This is a genomic window from Natrinema altunense, from assembly GCF_000731985.1.
GTDB classification, from domain to species: Archaea; Halobacteriota; Halobacteria; order Halobacteriales; family Natrialbaceae; genus Natrinema; species Natrinema altunense.
In genome coordinates this window covers 407,190-421,591 of sequence record NZ_JNCS01000003.1, presented here as the reverse complement: position 1 = coordinate 421,591, position 14,402 = coordinate 407,190, and the positions used below count along the sequence as shown (strand labels likewise).

Sequence of the window (14,402 nt, the reverse complement as noted above, 5' to 3'; positions counted from 1 at the left end):
CAGTAAATCGGCCCGTGGGAGCATGGGTGACCACCTATGACAAATAATACCTATGTCGGTGCGGTTGACCAGGGAACGACCGGCACACGCTTCATCGTGTTCGATCACGAGGGGCAAGTCGTCGCGAACGCGTACGAAAAACACGAACAGATCTATCCGGAACCCGGCTGGGTCGAGCACGACCCGACCGAAATCTGGGAGAACACCAAAGACGTCATTCGACGGGCGCTCGGACAGGCGGGCGTCAGCCCCGACCAGCTCGAGGCCATCGGCGTGACCAACCAGCGGGAGACGACGTTGCTGTGGGATGCCGACTCCGGTCGGCCGGTCCACAACGCCATCGTCTGGCAGGACCGTCGAACGACCGACCGCGTCGAACAGCTCGAGGAGGACGGCTTCGTCGAGACCATCCGCGAGAAAACCGGGCTCGAGGCCGACGCCTACTTCTCGGCGACGAAAGCCGAGTGGCTGCTCGATAACGCCGACCCGATCAAACTCGAGCGCTCCCGGCCGGAGGACATTCGCGACCGCGCGGAGAAAGGCGAGGTCCTCTTCGGGACCATCGACACGTGGCTGATCTACAACCTCACCGGTGAGCACATCACCGAAGTCACGAACGCCTCGCGGACGATGCTGTACAACATCCACGATCTCGAGTGGGACGACGACCTGCTCGCGGAGTTCGATATTCCCGAAGCGATGCTCCCCGAGGTGCGCCCCTCGAGCGACGACGCGACCTACGGCTCGACCGATCCGGACGGGTTCCTCGAAGCCGAGGTCCCGGTCGCGGGCGCGCTCGGCGACCAACAGGCGGCCCTGTTCGGCCAGACCTGTTTCGACGCCGGCGACGCGAAGAACACCTACGGCACCGGCTCGTTCTTCCTGATGAACACCGGCGACGAGGCCGTCGAATCCGACCACGGCCTGCTGACGACGATCGGCTTCCAGCGCTCGGGGGAGGACGTCCAGTACGCACTCGAGGGGTCGATCTTCATCACCGGCGCGGCGATCGAGTGGCTCGAGGACATGTCCCTGATCGATAATCCCGCCCAGACGGCGGAGCTCGCCCGCAGCGTCGACTCGACGGACGGCGTCTACGTCGTCCCCGCCTTCACTGGGCTGGGCGCACCCCACTGGGATCAGCGCGCACGCGGCACCATCGTCGGGATGACCCGCGGCACGCGGAAGGAACACGTCGTTCGTGCGACCCTCGAGTCGATCGCCTACCAGACCCGGGACGTGGCGGAGGCCATGGAAGCCGACTCGGGCATCGAGATGACCTCGCTGAAGGTCGACGGCGGCGCGGTCAAGAACAACTTCCTCTGTCAGCTGCAGTCCGATATCATCGGCTCGGAGATCGTCCGCCCGGTCGTCGATGAGACGACGGCGCTCGGCTCCGCGTACGCGGCCGGTCTCGCCGTCGGGTATTGGAGCGATCCCGACGAGTTACGGAGCAACTGGCAGGTCGACGCGGAGTTCGAACCGAAGATGGATCGGGCGGTCGCGGACCAACGATACGATCGGTGGTCGGACGCCGTCGAACGATCGCGTGACTGGGCGCGGGACGGGGAGGAGTAACCATGATAGAGGTGCTACTGCAGGTTCCCGTCATCGGCATGGAGTTCGAGAAGTTCGCCGTGCTGTTCATCGCCGCCCTCGCCGGCGGCGCGTTCGGCGCGGCCCTCGGCGCGCTGCCCTCGTTCGTCTTCACGGGGTTCGTGGTCTTCCTCGGCGAAGGGATCGCCATTCTTCAGCGAGAGATCGGGAGTAGCCTCGATGTCGCCGGAGCAGGGGATATCGCCACCGGTGTGACCGGGACGATCGGTTTCGGCGCGGTCACCGGTCCGCACATCGCCTTCGCCGGCGGCGTCGCCGCGACGGCCTACGCCGGCCGGAAGTATCCCGAGATGGAGCCCGACGACTGGGACTACCACTTCGGGAAGGACATCCTGTACGCGTTCGGGACCAAACCCGATATCCTCGCGGTCGGTGCGATCTTCGGCGTCGTCGGAATGCTCGTCACCCAGGTTATGGGCGGCCTGGGATTCCCGACGGACAACATCGCGCTCTCGGTCGTCGCGACGGCGTTCCTCGCCCGCATCGTGTTCGGCTACCCGATCGTCGGCAAGGTCGGCGGCTCGAGCATCCTCGACATGTCGCCGTTCGAGCGCGAGGAACCGCGCGTGGCGGCCGACGGCGGCACCGAGACCGATCGGTTGGCGACCGAGCCCTGGCTGCCACACCAGTACAAGTGGTCCGGCGTGACCGCGATCGGTCTCGTCGGCGGTCTCCTCGGCGGCTTCATCTGGCTCAAGACCGGGAGCATCTTCCTGGGCTACGCGATTTCCGCGATGAGCCTGCTGTTCCTCAACCTCGGCGTCGAGAAGATTCCGGTCACCCACCACATCACGCTGCTGGGCACTGTGGGTGCGATGATCGCGATGCCGGCCATCGGCAGCGAGCCGGCCGCCCTGCTCGTCGCCGGTGCGTTCGGCGCGATCAGCGGTCTCATCGGCGAGCTGAGTCAGCGCGTGTTCTATTCCCACTCCGGGACGCACGTTGACCCGCCGGCGATGGCCATTGCGGCGTTCATGTTCGTACTCGGTCTCCTCTACCTGGCCGGACTGTTGCCCAACGCGGGCTATCTCAGCCTGTGATGTCGGTTTCGTCCCACGGCTAACGCCGTGGGGTTTCGCTTCGCAACCGCTGTAACTGGGACATTCGTAGCTGCCGCAAGCTACGACACGCCTGATCGGCCGACGGCTGTGTGATCAGTGTCTCGATCGGTTCAGGTGTCCCGATAGCGGTCGTGCTCACCGGGGCGGTATTTTCTCACCCTGAATACGCTGAGACCCCTTTACCGAGTTCGCGCCTACTGCGGTAAGTACGGGGATAGTCGATGGATGAAGCGACCCAGGAGGAAGTCAACGAGGCGATTCGACGACTCGAAGCAGACGCGAATTCCGACGAGATCGTCATCGCAGATGGATAGCTGTGTCGCCGAGGGGACAACGCCACGAAATCACAGCGCTCTGTACACCCCCGCCCGCAGTTCTCTGGTCGACACACCGCGCTCCAGAGGGGATACCGGAGACGACGCAGATCGATGCGACGCCGGTGGACGCGTAACCGACTTCTGCAACGGTATCAATACGAAAGCCGTGTGAACCCTGCAACGGTCCGAAGTGAGACACGAGTCAGTCGGCTCTCCGTTTTTCACCCGCTTCTGCCATCGTTCGGACCGCTCGAGCGGGTAGCGGTGACCACAGGTAGAGCCACGATGCAGGAGACGGCGCTATTGACTACCGTTAGTCTTCGTCTCCCTCTTCGACTTCGTCAAGCAGTTCCGTTATCACGTCGTCAAAGCTGTCACCCGGGTCTTTCCGCAATGTAAGCCGCTTCCAGGTCTCCGTCGAAACCGTTACTGTTGTCGTCTCATCGGCCATGGTATGGCTATGAAACTCCGATTTCAAAGCATCCAGCATATCATGACTTAATTGCCTCGTTATCTAATTTTTTATTATTTCATGAGGTGATGGTGTGTATGGGTGCGATAAACGGACCTGACGCTCACAGGTCAAACGTATAGGAGTACCGAACTGGACCCAAGTTCGGATCGGCTCATCAGTGATGAGTTTGGGCGGCGTGTGGCTGGCTATTCAGAGTGCCGAGAACCATCGATAGTTGTGCATTGAACGCAAAGCACACGCTTATTATTCCGGCGTGTCAGTTACGGGGCAGAAACAGATGACGGAGCCAATCGAAGGCGAGACGCGAACGTACGAGCGAACGTTCACGGTCGACGACGTCCAGCAGTTCGCGGCGCTCACCGGTGACGACCAGCCCCGACACACTGAGCCGGACGCGGACGGACGAGTGATGGTACAGGGATTGCTGACGGCGACCCTGCCGACGAAACTGGGAAGCGATAGCGAAGTGTTGGCCAGCACGATGGAGATCGATTTTCATCGGCCGGTCTATACCGGCGAGCCGATTACCTGTCGATCGACGTACGACACGGTCGTCGAACGGGACGACCGCTACGAGTTCACGTCGGATGTCGTCTGTGAGAACGCGGACGGGCAGGTCGTCTTGACCGCAGTGACTGAGGGGATCATCCAGAAGGACTCCTGACGACGGGGTGGTCGCCCGCGTCTCGCGGGCTGACTCGCGACGACGTTGTCGAGGAACCGCCTCCGTTGCGCCGTCGGTCTCGATCCGGTCCGACCCGACCCCTTTAGGTCGCCCAGCCCTCGAGTGATACCTATGACCGCCGAGCCGCCGCTCGTCCTCGATATCGATGGCACGCTGACCCGCCCGGAGGGCTGGGGGATCGATCCCCGCGTTTTCGAGCCGCTGTACGAGTGGGACGCGCCGATCGTGATCGCCACCGGGAAGGCCTTCCCCTACCCTATCGCCCTCTGTCACTTCATCGGGATTCCGGAACTCGTCGTCGCCGAGAACGGCGGCGTCGTCTATCCCGGCGACGAGGTCTTCTTCACCGCCGATCGGGAGGCCGCTCGAGCGGTCGTCGAGGACTACCGGGCCGCCGGCTACGACCTCGGCTGGGGCGCGGCGGACACGGTCAACCGCTGGCGCGAGACCGAGATCGCGGTCAGCCTGGACCAACCACTCGAGCCCCTCCGCGAGATCGCCGCGGAACACGGCCTCGAAGTGATCGACACCGGTTACGCCTACCACGTCAAGGACACCGACCCGAACAAAGGCGAGGGAATCGTCCGGATCGCCGATCACGTCGGCATCGATCCCGCGGACTGCGTCGCCGTCGGCGACTCGATCAATGACGTCTCGACCTTCGAGACCGTCGGTCGCGGGTTCGCCGTCGCAAACGCCGACGAGGCGGCGAAAGCCGCCGCGGACGAGGTGCTCGACGGCGTCCACGCCGAGGGGACGCTCGCCGTCCTCGAGCGGGTTCGTGGCACGAGGTAACACGGTTTCGGAGCCGCGAATCGCCGATTCACGGCCGTGAAATGCGCTCCTACTTTTATGTCGTTCCTGGCGACAGTCCGAACTACCGTGTCCGCCCTTCCGAACTGGATCGACGAGCGGATCGACCGGAACCTCGACAACACCCTGACCCAACGCCACGTCGTCGAGACGATGTTCGAGTCCGAGCGGCCGTTCTTCTCGATTCGACAGTTGCAAGCGCTCGTCAAGCCGAATATCAGCAAGGCGACCGTTCGAAACCGCCTCCACGAACTCCAGGAGATCGATGTCGTCGCCACCGAGACGTATCCGGAGTCAGTGACGCTGTACTACATCGATTACCCGGCGTCGGACTGGCCCCTGTCGCCGGAGGGGAAACGGGCGCTCGTGACCGACTCCCCGCTGGATCGGCTCTCCACGCGGGACTTTCTCACGATGCGGGATACAGCCGGCATCCGAACGCTCGTGCTCGCCGGGTTTCAGTTGACGCTCGTGGCGTTCGCGCTCGGCGGTGGACTGACCGTTGTGGGCGCGGACATCGGTATAGAGAGCGATATCGTCCTCTGGGATACGGCCGCCGACCTGTTCGGGATCAGCTTCCTGTTGTTGTTCACCGAACGGGGGGCACGCTGGCTGCGGTCCCGGGATGTCCTACCGGACGCGCTCTCGAGCGACTGAATCGACGAACTGCCCGACTGGCGGTACCGGTTGCGACACGAGACCGGGTTCTCGACCGCGCCGACACCGAATCCCGGACCGGAACTGCTCGTTGACCGCTCGTTCGCCGGGATCGCCGTTCATCCGCGGGCTTTCGTTGCCGGGAACGTCGGTGCCGGCTTCGTCTCCCCGTCTCGACGAACGAGTGTCCGAGGACAAGGCACGAACGGGTCGGTGAGTCCGCACCCGCCGCTCGCCCCTCGAGCACGATCGGTATCCGTTTCGATCCGGTCCATCCGGCAGTACGGCCGACACCCGCCAGACCCATCGCTGTCCCGGCAGTCAGCGGTCCCGTTTCGGTCCGAACTGCACCCTCACAGCGGCGACGCTTCCGGTCGAGGGGGAATTCGGCTCGAACGGATGAATAGCCGTTTCACGGCTGCTAATGGGCAGTTCGTGGCCGCGAAATTCGTGCCCGGGTTTACCTATCCGTGATTGTTCGAGACGATTGCAATGTTCGGACTCCGAAATCGGTCCCCCCGACAATGCGAGAGCGAGTCATCGACGACGACTACCGCCGTGAGCCGGCGGCGCGTCCTCCAGGGCGGTGCGGTTACGACAGTGTTGACTACTGCCGGCTGCCTGGGCGAGACGCTCACTGCCGGCGACTCGAGCAGCGGCGATGGCGAGTCGACGAGCACCGACGGCGGCGGCACGGACGGCGACGAATCGGCGGCGCTCGAGGACGAACTGCGGCCGCTCATCGACGACTATCTCGATGCGGCCGCCGCCGAAGACACCGAGACGATCGCGACGCGTACCCACGGCTCGAGTCCGCTTCATCCGGAGGGCTGGGAAGAAGCGGGCTGGGAGTTCCAGGGTGACGCCTACGAGGACGTCGACGGCTACGAGATCGAACGCGTGATCGAAGACGCCGCCGTCGAGGACGTCCTCGACCTGGCGACCGCCGACTTCTGGTTCGAGGACGACGAACTCTCGACGGCGATCGGATCGAACGACATTGCGATCGTCGAGGTTGCGTCCGACGACCTCGCGGCCGAAGAGCTCGACGTGTGGGTATTTGTGACGGAGGGTAATGCATGGAAGGTATTCCTGATCGGGACCGAAGACGAGACGCCGGAGGACCCGACGGAGGCGTTCAAGGACCCCATCGAGGACGAGGAGAACGACGTCGTCGCGGGGATCGACTGGGAGTTCGACCAGGACAACCTCGGCGAGGAGACGGAGTGGGCGCGGGTCCATCTCACTGACTCGCCGGGCGTCGACGCCGATACCGTTCGCATCGAATCGACGATCGCCGGCACGGAGATCGAGTTCTACAACGACGAACACGGCGACCTCTCGTCGACCTGGGCGGGTGCAAGCGGAAGCGTCGAACTGAACCCGGACGGCGACCAGATCGTCGTGACCGCGATCGACGGCGACGACGAACGGATCGTCCACCGCCAACACTACGAGCCCTGAGAGCGGCCGCTGCGGCCGACGGCGCACTCGCTATGCTAGCTCTGTCCCGCGTTCGAGTCGTCCCCGCCCGTGCCGTCGGCGAACTCGTCGGTTTCGTCCGCGACCGACGACTGCACGTCGTCCATGTCGACCCCCGTGTCGACTTGCTCCTCGTCGATGGCCCGCTCGAGGGTCTCTTTCTCGGTGACGGCGCTCAGTCCCGTCTCCGCGACCGCGGACCGGATCTCGCCGGCGTCGATCGCCGACTCGACGGTCCCGTCGTTCGTCGACGACTCGAGCGCTCGTCGGACGATCAGATACCCCACCAGTGCCGCGCCGCCCGAGGCGACCGCGCCCGGAATGCCGTATCGTTTGTAGCCGAAAGTGACCGCCTTCTTGCCGATCGTATAGGCACCAATCATACATGACTGGTCGGCCGGAACGGGCAAGAGCGCGAGGCTTTCGTACGGAAGCGAAGCGCGGACGGCCGGCGAATCGCGACACTGACTTACAGCCGGCGGGATAACTCCGGATATGGTTTCCCTGCAGGTCATCGCCGTCGCCGTCGTCGGGTTCGCGGTCGTCCTCGGCTGTGCCGCCGCCGTCTACAGGGACGCGGTCCGGCTCGAGATCTCGCGGCCGGCGCTGTGGGCGGGGCTCGTAGCCGTCACCTGTGGCGGTGGACTGGCCACGTATCTGGGACCGCCGAACGTGCCGATCCCCGGGCTGCTCGTGATGGTGATCGCGGGCCCGGCGCTGTACCTCTTCGAACGCGACGACGCGAGACACGGCGACGAACCCGCCGATCCCCACGCGCTTCCCGACGGCCCGGGCGGCGACGGCGCGAACGAGCGCCGAAACGAGGAGTAGGTGGCCCGGACACCACTGGCCTTTTGCCCGCGCCCGCCCAACGACAGGCATCATGAGCGACTCCGCGAATCCCGGGGCCGACGGAGCGAGCGGCGACGCCACCGCCGAGGGCGACGGCGGCGGACCGGCACAGGTCTCGAGCCCGGAGTATCACAGCGAGAACCACACGGCCGCCCAGACCTGCGGCTGGACGGCAAACGCCCTGCGCGGCGAGGGGAAGTGTTACAAGAACATCTTCTACGGCATCGAGTCCCACCGTTGCATCCAGATGACGCCGGTCGTCCGGTGCAACGAGCGCTGTGTCTTCTGCTGGCGCGACCACCAGGGCCACTCCTACGAGATGGACGACGTCGCGTGGGACGACCCCGAAGCGGTCGTCGACGCCTCGATCGACCTCCAGAAGAAACTGCTCTCGGGCTTTGGCGGCAACGAGGAGGTCCCACGCGAGGTGTTCGAGCAGGCGATGGAGCCCCGTCACGTCGCCATCTCGCTGGACGGCGAGCCGACGCTGTATCCCTATCTCCCCGAACTCATCGAGGCCTTCCACGACCGCGATATCACCACCTTCCTCGTCTCGAACGGGACCCGTCCCGAGATGCTCCGGGACTGTGACCCGACTCAGCTCTACGTCAGCGTCGACGCCCCCGAACGCCACACCTTCGATCGGGTCGTCGGCGCGATGGAGGACGACGCCTGGGAGAACCTCCTCGAGACGATGCACGTCCTCGCGGAGAAAGACGATACCCGAACCGTGCTCCGGACGACGCTCGTCGAGGGCGAGAACATGCATAATCCGGACTGGTACGCCGGGTTCTACCAGCAGGCCGATCCCGACTTCATCGAACTGAAAGCGTACATGCACGTCGGCCACTCGCGGGGTCGACTCGACCGATCCGCGATGCCCGACCACGAGGAAGTCGTCGCGTTCGCCGAGGACGTTCGGGAACACATGCCTGAATTCGACGAAGTGATGGGTGTGCCGGCCTCCCGCGTGGCCCTCGTCTCGAAGACCAACGACACGTGGGTCCCGAAACTACAGAAGGGAAGCGAATTCTGGGAGCGCGACCCGGTCACGGGCGACTGAGCCGGACGGCCCGGTCCGTGATGGGCGCAACGCCGTCGCCCGGCGGCGGCGAGAACATTTACGTACCGAACGACGGAAGGTCCACAGGTGTCCCTGCGATCGTTCATCGACGAGATCGGAACTCCCGACCGGACGATCGCCGTCATCAGCGACGACACGACGGGGCCTCTCGAGCGAATGCTCGCCGAGACGTTCGCGGAGCAACCGGTCGGCGTCGAATCGAACGTGACGATCCCGGCGGCTTCCGATATCGGACCCGAGATCGAGCGCGCGCTCGAGGCGGCGGGCGATACGGCCGTGCTCTTCGAGGACGGCCAGCCCGTCGCCGCCTCGCCGATGCTGGAACTGTACGATTCGATCCTCGCGATCAACTCGGACCTGTTCGTGACCGGCGCGCGCGGCGTCGGCGAGATCGAACTGCCGGCGGTCCTCGCGAACCTCGACGAGACGCGACTCCGGCTCTGTGGCTACCCCCTCTCGGACAAGGAGAAACTCCTTCTGATCATCGTCTCCCGGTACATCGAACAGCGCGCCTGGGCAACCGGTCACGGCACGCTTCGCTCGGCGTTCCAGCGCCTCTCGCGTATCGGCGACGAGATCGGCACGCGGGATGTCTACGCGAAACTCGCCGCGACCGACGTCGAGACGCACGTCTACGGGATCGACGACGGCGCGACGGTCGATCTCGACGTGACCGCCCACACCGGCCCGGGAAGCGAGTATCGGGACGCCTGGTTCGTCGTCTACGATCCGACCGGGGCGGGAGCGGCCGCCGCTGCCGAGTCGGCGAGCGGTCCCGTCGCGCTCGTCTGCCTCGAGACGGAGCCGCGGACCTGGGACGGGTTCTGGACGTACGACCCGGATCGGGTCGCAGCGATCGACGCGTACATCGCTCGCGAACTCTAGAGTCGCGAACTGCGGACGACGCCCCTGATCGTCACGCGGAGTTTTCTGCTGATGGCCGCCAGCGTGACCCCGTAGACCGCCGCGCCCAGTGCGATGATCGCGAGGAGCTGATACCAGTGGTCGATGGCAACGGCGCGCTCGACGGGGACGATCACGGCGACCATCACGAGACCGGCGGCGACCTGTTCGCCCAGCGTCCGCGGGAACAGGACGACCGTCGAGAGTTCTCGCTTGACGACGGCGGCTGAAAGGGCGTAGCGGAGCGTTTCCGCGACGACCGTCGCGACGACGACGCCGATCGCGCCGGAGGCGAGCGTCAGTGCGACGCCGAGGACGACGTTGATCGCGAGCGTCACGGCCGAGATCCGCGTGTTGCTGTCCGGGCGGTCGATCCCGTAGAGCACGCTCGTGAGCACGCCGGCCTGGGTTTTGGCGACCTGATAGGCCGCGAGGCCGACGAGCAGCGTCGCAGCCGCGCTGTACCCGGGCCCGAAGAGCGTCACCACGAGTTGCTCCGGCATGGCGACGGCACCGAAGAACATCGGGATCGCGATGATACTGGTAAACGAGAGCGTATTCGAGATGTCGGGGCCGAGCGGCTCGCCCTCGCTGTGGCGGTGGCTCACGCGGGCCATCAGCCCGCTCGAGGCGGCCATCGTGACGAACGTCGCCGGGACCGTGAGCTTGAGCGCGACCTCGTAGTGGCCGGCGGCGGCGGGCGCGAGCAGGTAGCCGAGCAGGATGATGTCGAACCGATCGTAGGCCTGTCCGAGAAACGAGTTCGGAACGCTGTATCTGGCGTACGACCAGAGGTTCCTAACCGTCTCTCGAGTCGGTACGACCGGCCGCGTCCGGATGAAATACCAGAGGACTGGCACCGTCAGGAACGTCGCGGCGGCGAGTCCATAGGCCATTCCCGCCGCGCCGAACCCGAGCACGATCAGGCCCAACTGGAGCGGGAAGGTGAGTACCGACCGGAGCGTGTCGGTCCACATCGAGGCCCCGACGCGGCCGCGGGCTTGCACGATCAGATCGAGCGGCTCGAAGAGCGTGACTGCGAACAGCAAGACGACGAACAGGATCGGCGCTTCGGGGAGTCCCGTGTAGGAGACGAGCCACCTCGACGCGACGGCCGCCGCGGCGATGGCGAGTGCCATCCACACGAGCGTGAACAGTCCCTGACTGCCGATCAGCTCCCCCGACGGGGCGTCGACCTCCGAGTATCGCTTTTTCACCGCCGTTCCCCACCCGTTGACCGCCCGGTCGGCGATTTTCACCAGCGAAAAGAGGAGGTAATAGCCGCCGAACCCGGTCGGGCCGAGCACCCGCGCGAAGACGATCGTACCGAGGAACCCGATCGCGGCCATCGTGAACTTCGCCGCCGTCGCCTTGACCGTCTCGCCCCCGAGGCTGACCGTCGTCGCGTCACTCATCGCTGCCGGGTACCCGTTTACGATCGGTCGGGCGATCACAGCGCCGACGGTCGGGCCGAACGGTTTTCCGGCCGGCCGCTCGGTTCGGTCCTGCGGTCACAGATACCCCAGCTCCTCGAGTTGGGATTCGAGACCGGCGAGGTCGGCCTCCGAGAGGTCCTCGCGGCGCTCGAGGTCGGCGACCTTCCGATCGAGTTCCGCCTCGAGGGCCGCCGGATCGCAGTCGCCGATCGTCCGGGCCTCGGTCAGGTCCTCGAAGTAGTAACAGTCGGCCGTCGCGAGCCCGTGACGTTCGGTGTCGACCCGTGCGACCGCATAGCCGTCGGCCTCGAGCGAGAGTCGGCGTCGCCTGGAAATCCCGTGGAACTCCGAGAGCGCGTTCGACCGGCGTTCCAGCGCTGGCGGGTCACTCGAGAGCAGCGGCCGAAGCGAGTTGCCCCGGCGGTGGTCGGAGTCGATGCCGGCGAGGTCGAGCAGCGTCGCGTAGACGTCGAGGTGGGTCACGAGGGCGTCCCGCGTCGCTCGCGTCCCGCTCGCGTCGGGCGTCCGGTGGCCGGCGTGCGAGCCGGGTGCGGAGACGACGAGCGGGACCCGCATCACGGGCGGATAGAGTCCGCTGCCGTGTTCCCACGCGCCGTACTCGCCGAGGGCCTCGCCGTGGTCGGCGAGCGTGACGACGTAGTCGAACTCCGCAGCGAGTTCCCCGTAGATGTCCCGGTAGATGTCCGAGAGGTATCGGACGGCGTCGTCGTACGCGGTCGTGATCCGCTCCGGTTCGTACGGCGGCTCCTCGAGCGTGGCCTTCACGCCGTCGAAATGGGGCGGGTCCGCGTCCGGATCGGTGCGGTACTCGTCGGGCGGGTCGTACGGCCGGTGGGCCTCCATGAGGTTCGCGAACAGGAACTCCCGATCGCGGTCCCACGAGCGGTCGCGAACGTACTCGAGCAGTTCTGCCGCGCCGTCGTCGCGATGGCGTCCCTTGAGCCCCATGTCCCGGAGCTTCATCAGGGCACCCTGTTTCAGCGATTGCGTCGTATCGCAGTCGCCGTCGACGCAGCGCCAGAGCGCCCAGAGGTACCGGTCGGGGCCGTCGGACTGGTGCTCGGCGATGAACGCGTCCCAGTCGAAGACGTTCTCGCCGAGACCGCGGAGTCGCCAGCCGCCGTCGAACGCGTCGAACCCGTGGTGCCAGCCCAGCCGTTCGGAGATGTTGACGTTACAACTGAACGCCCGCGTCCGATACCCGCGCTTCTGGAGGAGTTCGGGGAGGCGCGTCGTGTGTCGATCGAAATCCTGTGAGCTGATCGTCACGCCGGCCTCGCTCGCGTAGCGACCGGTGAACAGCGAGGCGTGAGCCGGGGCCGTCCAGTGGCTCGTGCTCCACGCGTTCGTGAACTGCACGCCCGGTAGCCAGTCGAAGTGTTCGTCGAACGCATCCGCCCGGAGCGTGTCGAGCACGACGAGGGCGATGGATGGCTCGTCTCCCATGGTCGCGTGTCCGCTCATCCTACCAGCCCTCCGCCGAAGAACCTATCCCCGGCAATGACCGACCGCGGAACGGTCGCTGCCAGCCAGCCGTGCAGCGAGATCGTCACGCTCACAGGACCGTCGCGATCGCCTCTTCGAGCGCCGCGACCTGCGCGTCCGTCTCGCGCTCGAGGGCGTCCATATCGAACCGGACCGGCTCGTTCGTCACGTCGCCGTCGATCGGCACCCGATCGAACAGGTTCGCTCGCGGCGTGTCGAAGTAGAACTGCGCCCGGTTGCCGTATGTCAGGGCGGGCAGACAGGCGTGGATCCGGTCCGAGCGGACCACATCTGCGTTGGCGTAGAGGAAGAGGTAATCGGTCACCATATCGGAGACGAAGACGTTCTCCTGCTCGAACAGGGGCGTCTCGAGGCCGACCAGTTCCCGCGCCCGCTCGCCGACCGGGAAGTGGTACGGTTCGTCGAACGGCGCGTGATCGGGCCTGATGATCGTCGACGACGCGCCGTCGATATCGGGCTCCTCACCCTTATCGAACGTGTGGACGTCGAACTCCCGGTTCGCCTCGGGCGGTTGATGCGCGTCGCCCAGGAACAGCGAGCAGTCGATGCCGTCGTACAGGTACTCGACGAGGTCGCCGTACGCCTCGTAGGCGGTTCGGTCCCGCGTGAGCAGGACCTCGATATCGAGCGCGTCGAAGACGGCCGCGACGTCCTCGCGCTCGGCCTCGTCGTACTCCTCGCCACCCCCGCCGATGATGACGATCGGAATGTCCCGCTCCCTGAGTCGAGTGAGCGTGTCGAAGTACTTCCGGAACGTCGGCCGGGAGAGCACACAGCCCGGGAGGACGGCCAGATCGGCGTCGATCAGTTCACTGATGGTCACCGTGTTTTGCCGAATCTGATGGGTCGGCGACTCGTAGTCCGCCCCGTGGCCCGCCATCCGTTCGAACTTTCGGGTCCCGCGCCACAGCGCCGCGGTGTCCGCCGCGTGGTTGGGATAGCCGCCCGTCTCGACGATCTCCGCGTCGGGAAACGCCCGCTCGAGCATCGCCCTCGCCCCGTAGTCGATGAACCCGTTCCCGATGTTCGTCGTCCACGTCCGCAAAAGCAGGATTCGCATTGCGCCCGTCTCCACCGGAACGGGCCATAATTATGGGGCGACTACGGGCAGACAACAGTCCGATTCGACGCCGAACGGGGATCGTAGATGCCGCTCTCGAGTCGAACTGTCTCGAGTAGACAGTCGTCCGGAACGGGTTTTGCGAGTCGATCACACGGTAATGCATCACTGATGCTTCCGTATCGAACCACACGATACGCGATTCGGAGACGAAACGCGAATACCAAGCCTTAATCGTGGGCAGCAGAGAGTGGAGGACAGCGGGATGGGATAGCCAGGAGATTCCGGCGGGCTCATAACCCGCAGATCGGTAGTTCAAATCTACCTCCCGCTACTTTTCGACGCGAACAACAACGAGGAGCGAAGCGGCGAGTGTCGTGAGCGTCGATTCCTGTTCGAGATTGTGAACTCGAGGTCGCACCTCGCTGAAATC

The 14,402-nt window shown here is 65.3% G+C and carries 14 protein-coding genes and 1 tRNA gene; 10 read left to right on the top strand and 5 right to left on the bottom strand.

The window, feature by feature from the left end; genetic code table 11:
* Positions 1 to 36: 36 nt before the first annotated feature.
* Positions 37 to 1,578 carry a glycerol kinase GlpK gene (glpK, locus tag ALTAJ2_RS08900; RefSeq protein ID WP_007108953.1) on the top strand — a complete coding sequence of 514 codons (1,542 nt, stop codon included), beginning with the start codon at positions 37 to 39 and terminating at the stop codon, positions 1,576 to 1,578.
* Positions 1,579 to 1,580: 2 nt separating this feature from the next.
* Positions 1,581 to 2,657, top strand: coding sequence for a hypothetical protein (locus ALTAJ2_RS08895; RefSeq protein ID WP_049900141.1), 1,077 nt, complete (start codon positions 1,581 to 1,583; stop codon positions 2,655 to 2,657).
* Positions 2,658 to 3,308: 651 nt separating this feature from the next.
* Here ALTAJ2_RS08895 and ALTAJ2_RS19145 read toward each other — a convergent pair.
* Positions 3,309 to 3,446: a DUF7557 family protein gene (locus tag ALTAJ2_RS19145; RefSeq protein WP_160163687.1), complete on the bottom strand. Its 138-nt coding sequence runs from the start codon at positions 3,444 to 3,446 to the stop codon at positions 3,309 to 3,311.
* A 301-nt stretch (positions 3,447 to 3,747) separates the two neighbouring features.
* Between ALTAJ2_RS19145 and ALTAJ2_RS08890 the strand changes: the two genes are divergently transcribed.
* The 4 genes from ALTAJ2_RS08890 (at position 3,748) to ALTAJ2_RS08875 (ending at position 7,089) form a co-directional block, all read left to right on the top strand.
* A complete protein-coding gene (locus ALTAJ2_RS08890; RefSeq protein WP_007108956.1) occupies positions 3,748 to 4,134 on the top strand; it encodes a hotdog family protein in 387 nt (128 codons plus the stop codon).
* Between the two features lie 132 nt (positions 4,135 to 4,266).
* The gene (locus ALTAJ2_RS08885; RefSeq protein WP_007108957.1) at positions 4,267 to 4,950 is read left to right on the top strand and encodes an HAD-IIB family hydrolase; all 684 of its coding nucleotides are present in this window, start codon (positions 4,267 to 4,269) and stop codon (positions 4,948 to 4,950) included.
* An 87-nt stretch (positions 4,951 to 5,037) separates the two neighbouring features.
* Entirely contained in the window at positions 5,038 to 5,625 is a 588-nt protein-coding gene (locus tag ALTAJ2_RS08880) for a helix-turn-helix domain-containing protein (RefSeq protein ID WP_007108958.1), read from the top strand.
* Between the two features lie 558 nt (positions 5,626 to 6,183).
* On the top strand, positions 6,184 to 7,089 hold the full coding sequence (locus ALTAJ2_RS08875) for a hypothetical protein (protein WP_239647716.1): 906 nt from the start codon (positions 6,184 to 6,186) through the stop codon (positions 7,087 to 7,089).
* Positions 7,090 to 7,124: 35 nt separating this feature from the next.
* On the opposite strand, the gene ALTAJ2_RS08870 is transcribed toward ALTAJ2_RS08875, so the two are convergent.
* Positions 7,125 to 7,490: a hypothetical protein gene (locus ALTAJ2_RS08870; protein WP_007108961.1), complete on the bottom strand. Its 366-nt coding sequence runs from the start codon at positions 7,488 to 7,490 to the stop codon at positions 7,125 to 7,127.
* Positions 7,491 to 7,602: 112 nt separating this feature from the next.
* Here ALTAJ2_RS08870 and ALTAJ2_RS08865 point away from each other — a divergent pair, with 112 nt between their 5' ends.
* From ALTAJ2_RS08865 to ALTAJ2_RS08855, 3 genes are all read left to right on the top strand, one after another.
* The gene (locus tag ALTAJ2_RS08865) at positions 7,603 to 7,938 is read left to right on the top strand and encodes a hypothetical protein (RefSeq protein ID WP_007108962.1); all 336 of its coding nucleotides are present in this window, start codon (positions 7,603 to 7,605) and stop codon (positions 7,936 to 7,938) included.
* Positions 7,939 to 7,990: 52 nt separating this feature from the next.
* Positions 7,991 to 9,022, top strand: a complete 1,032-nt coding sequence (gene twy1 / locus ALTAJ2_RS08860; RefSeq protein WP_007108963.1) for a 4-demethylwyosine synthase TYW1 — start codon at positions 7,991 to 7,993, stop codon at positions 9,020 to 9,022.
* Positions 9,023 to 9,109: 87 nt separating this feature from the next.
* A complete protein-coding gene (locus ALTAJ2_RS08855) occupies positions 9,110 to 9,928 on the top strand; it encodes a hypothetical protein (protein ID WP_007108964.1) in 819 nt (272 codons plus the stop codon).
* Here the strand turns inward: ALTAJ2_RS08855 and ALTAJ2_RS08850 are convergent.
* From ALTAJ2_RS08850 to ALTAJ2_RS08840, 3 genes are all read right to left on the bottom strand, one after another.
* Positions 9,925 to 11,361 carry an oligosaccharide flippase family protein gene (locus ALTAJ2_RS08850; protein WP_049900275.1) on the bottom strand — a complete coding sequence of 479 codons (1,437 nt, stop codon included), beginning with the start codon at positions 11,359 to 11,361 and terminating at the stop codon, positions 9,925 to 9,927. The two genes, ALTAJ2_RS08855 and ALTAJ2_RS08850, sit on opposite strands and share 4 nt — an antisense overlap.
* A gap of 96 nt (positions 11,362 to 11,457) precedes the next feature.
* Positions 11,458 to 12,867, bottom strand: coding sequence for a sulfatase-like hydrolase/transferase (locus ALTAJ2_RS08845; protein WP_007108966.1), 1,410 nt, complete (start codon positions 12,865 to 12,867; stop codon positions 11,458 to 11,460).
* Positions 12,868 to 12,958: 91 nt separating this feature from the next.
* On the bottom strand, positions 12,959 to 13,969 hold the full coding sequence (locus ALTAJ2_RS08840; protein WP_007108967.1) for a hypothetical protein: 1,011 nt from the start codon (positions 13,967 to 13,969) through the stop codon (positions 12,959 to 12,961).
* Between the two features lie 259 nt (positions 13,970 to 14,228).
* Here ALTAJ2_RS08840 and ALTAJ2_RS08835 point away from each other — a divergent pair.
* Positions 14,229 to 14,303, top strand: a tRNA-Met gene (locus tag ALTAJ2_RS08835).
* Positions 14,304 to 14,402 lie beyond the last annotated feature (99 nt).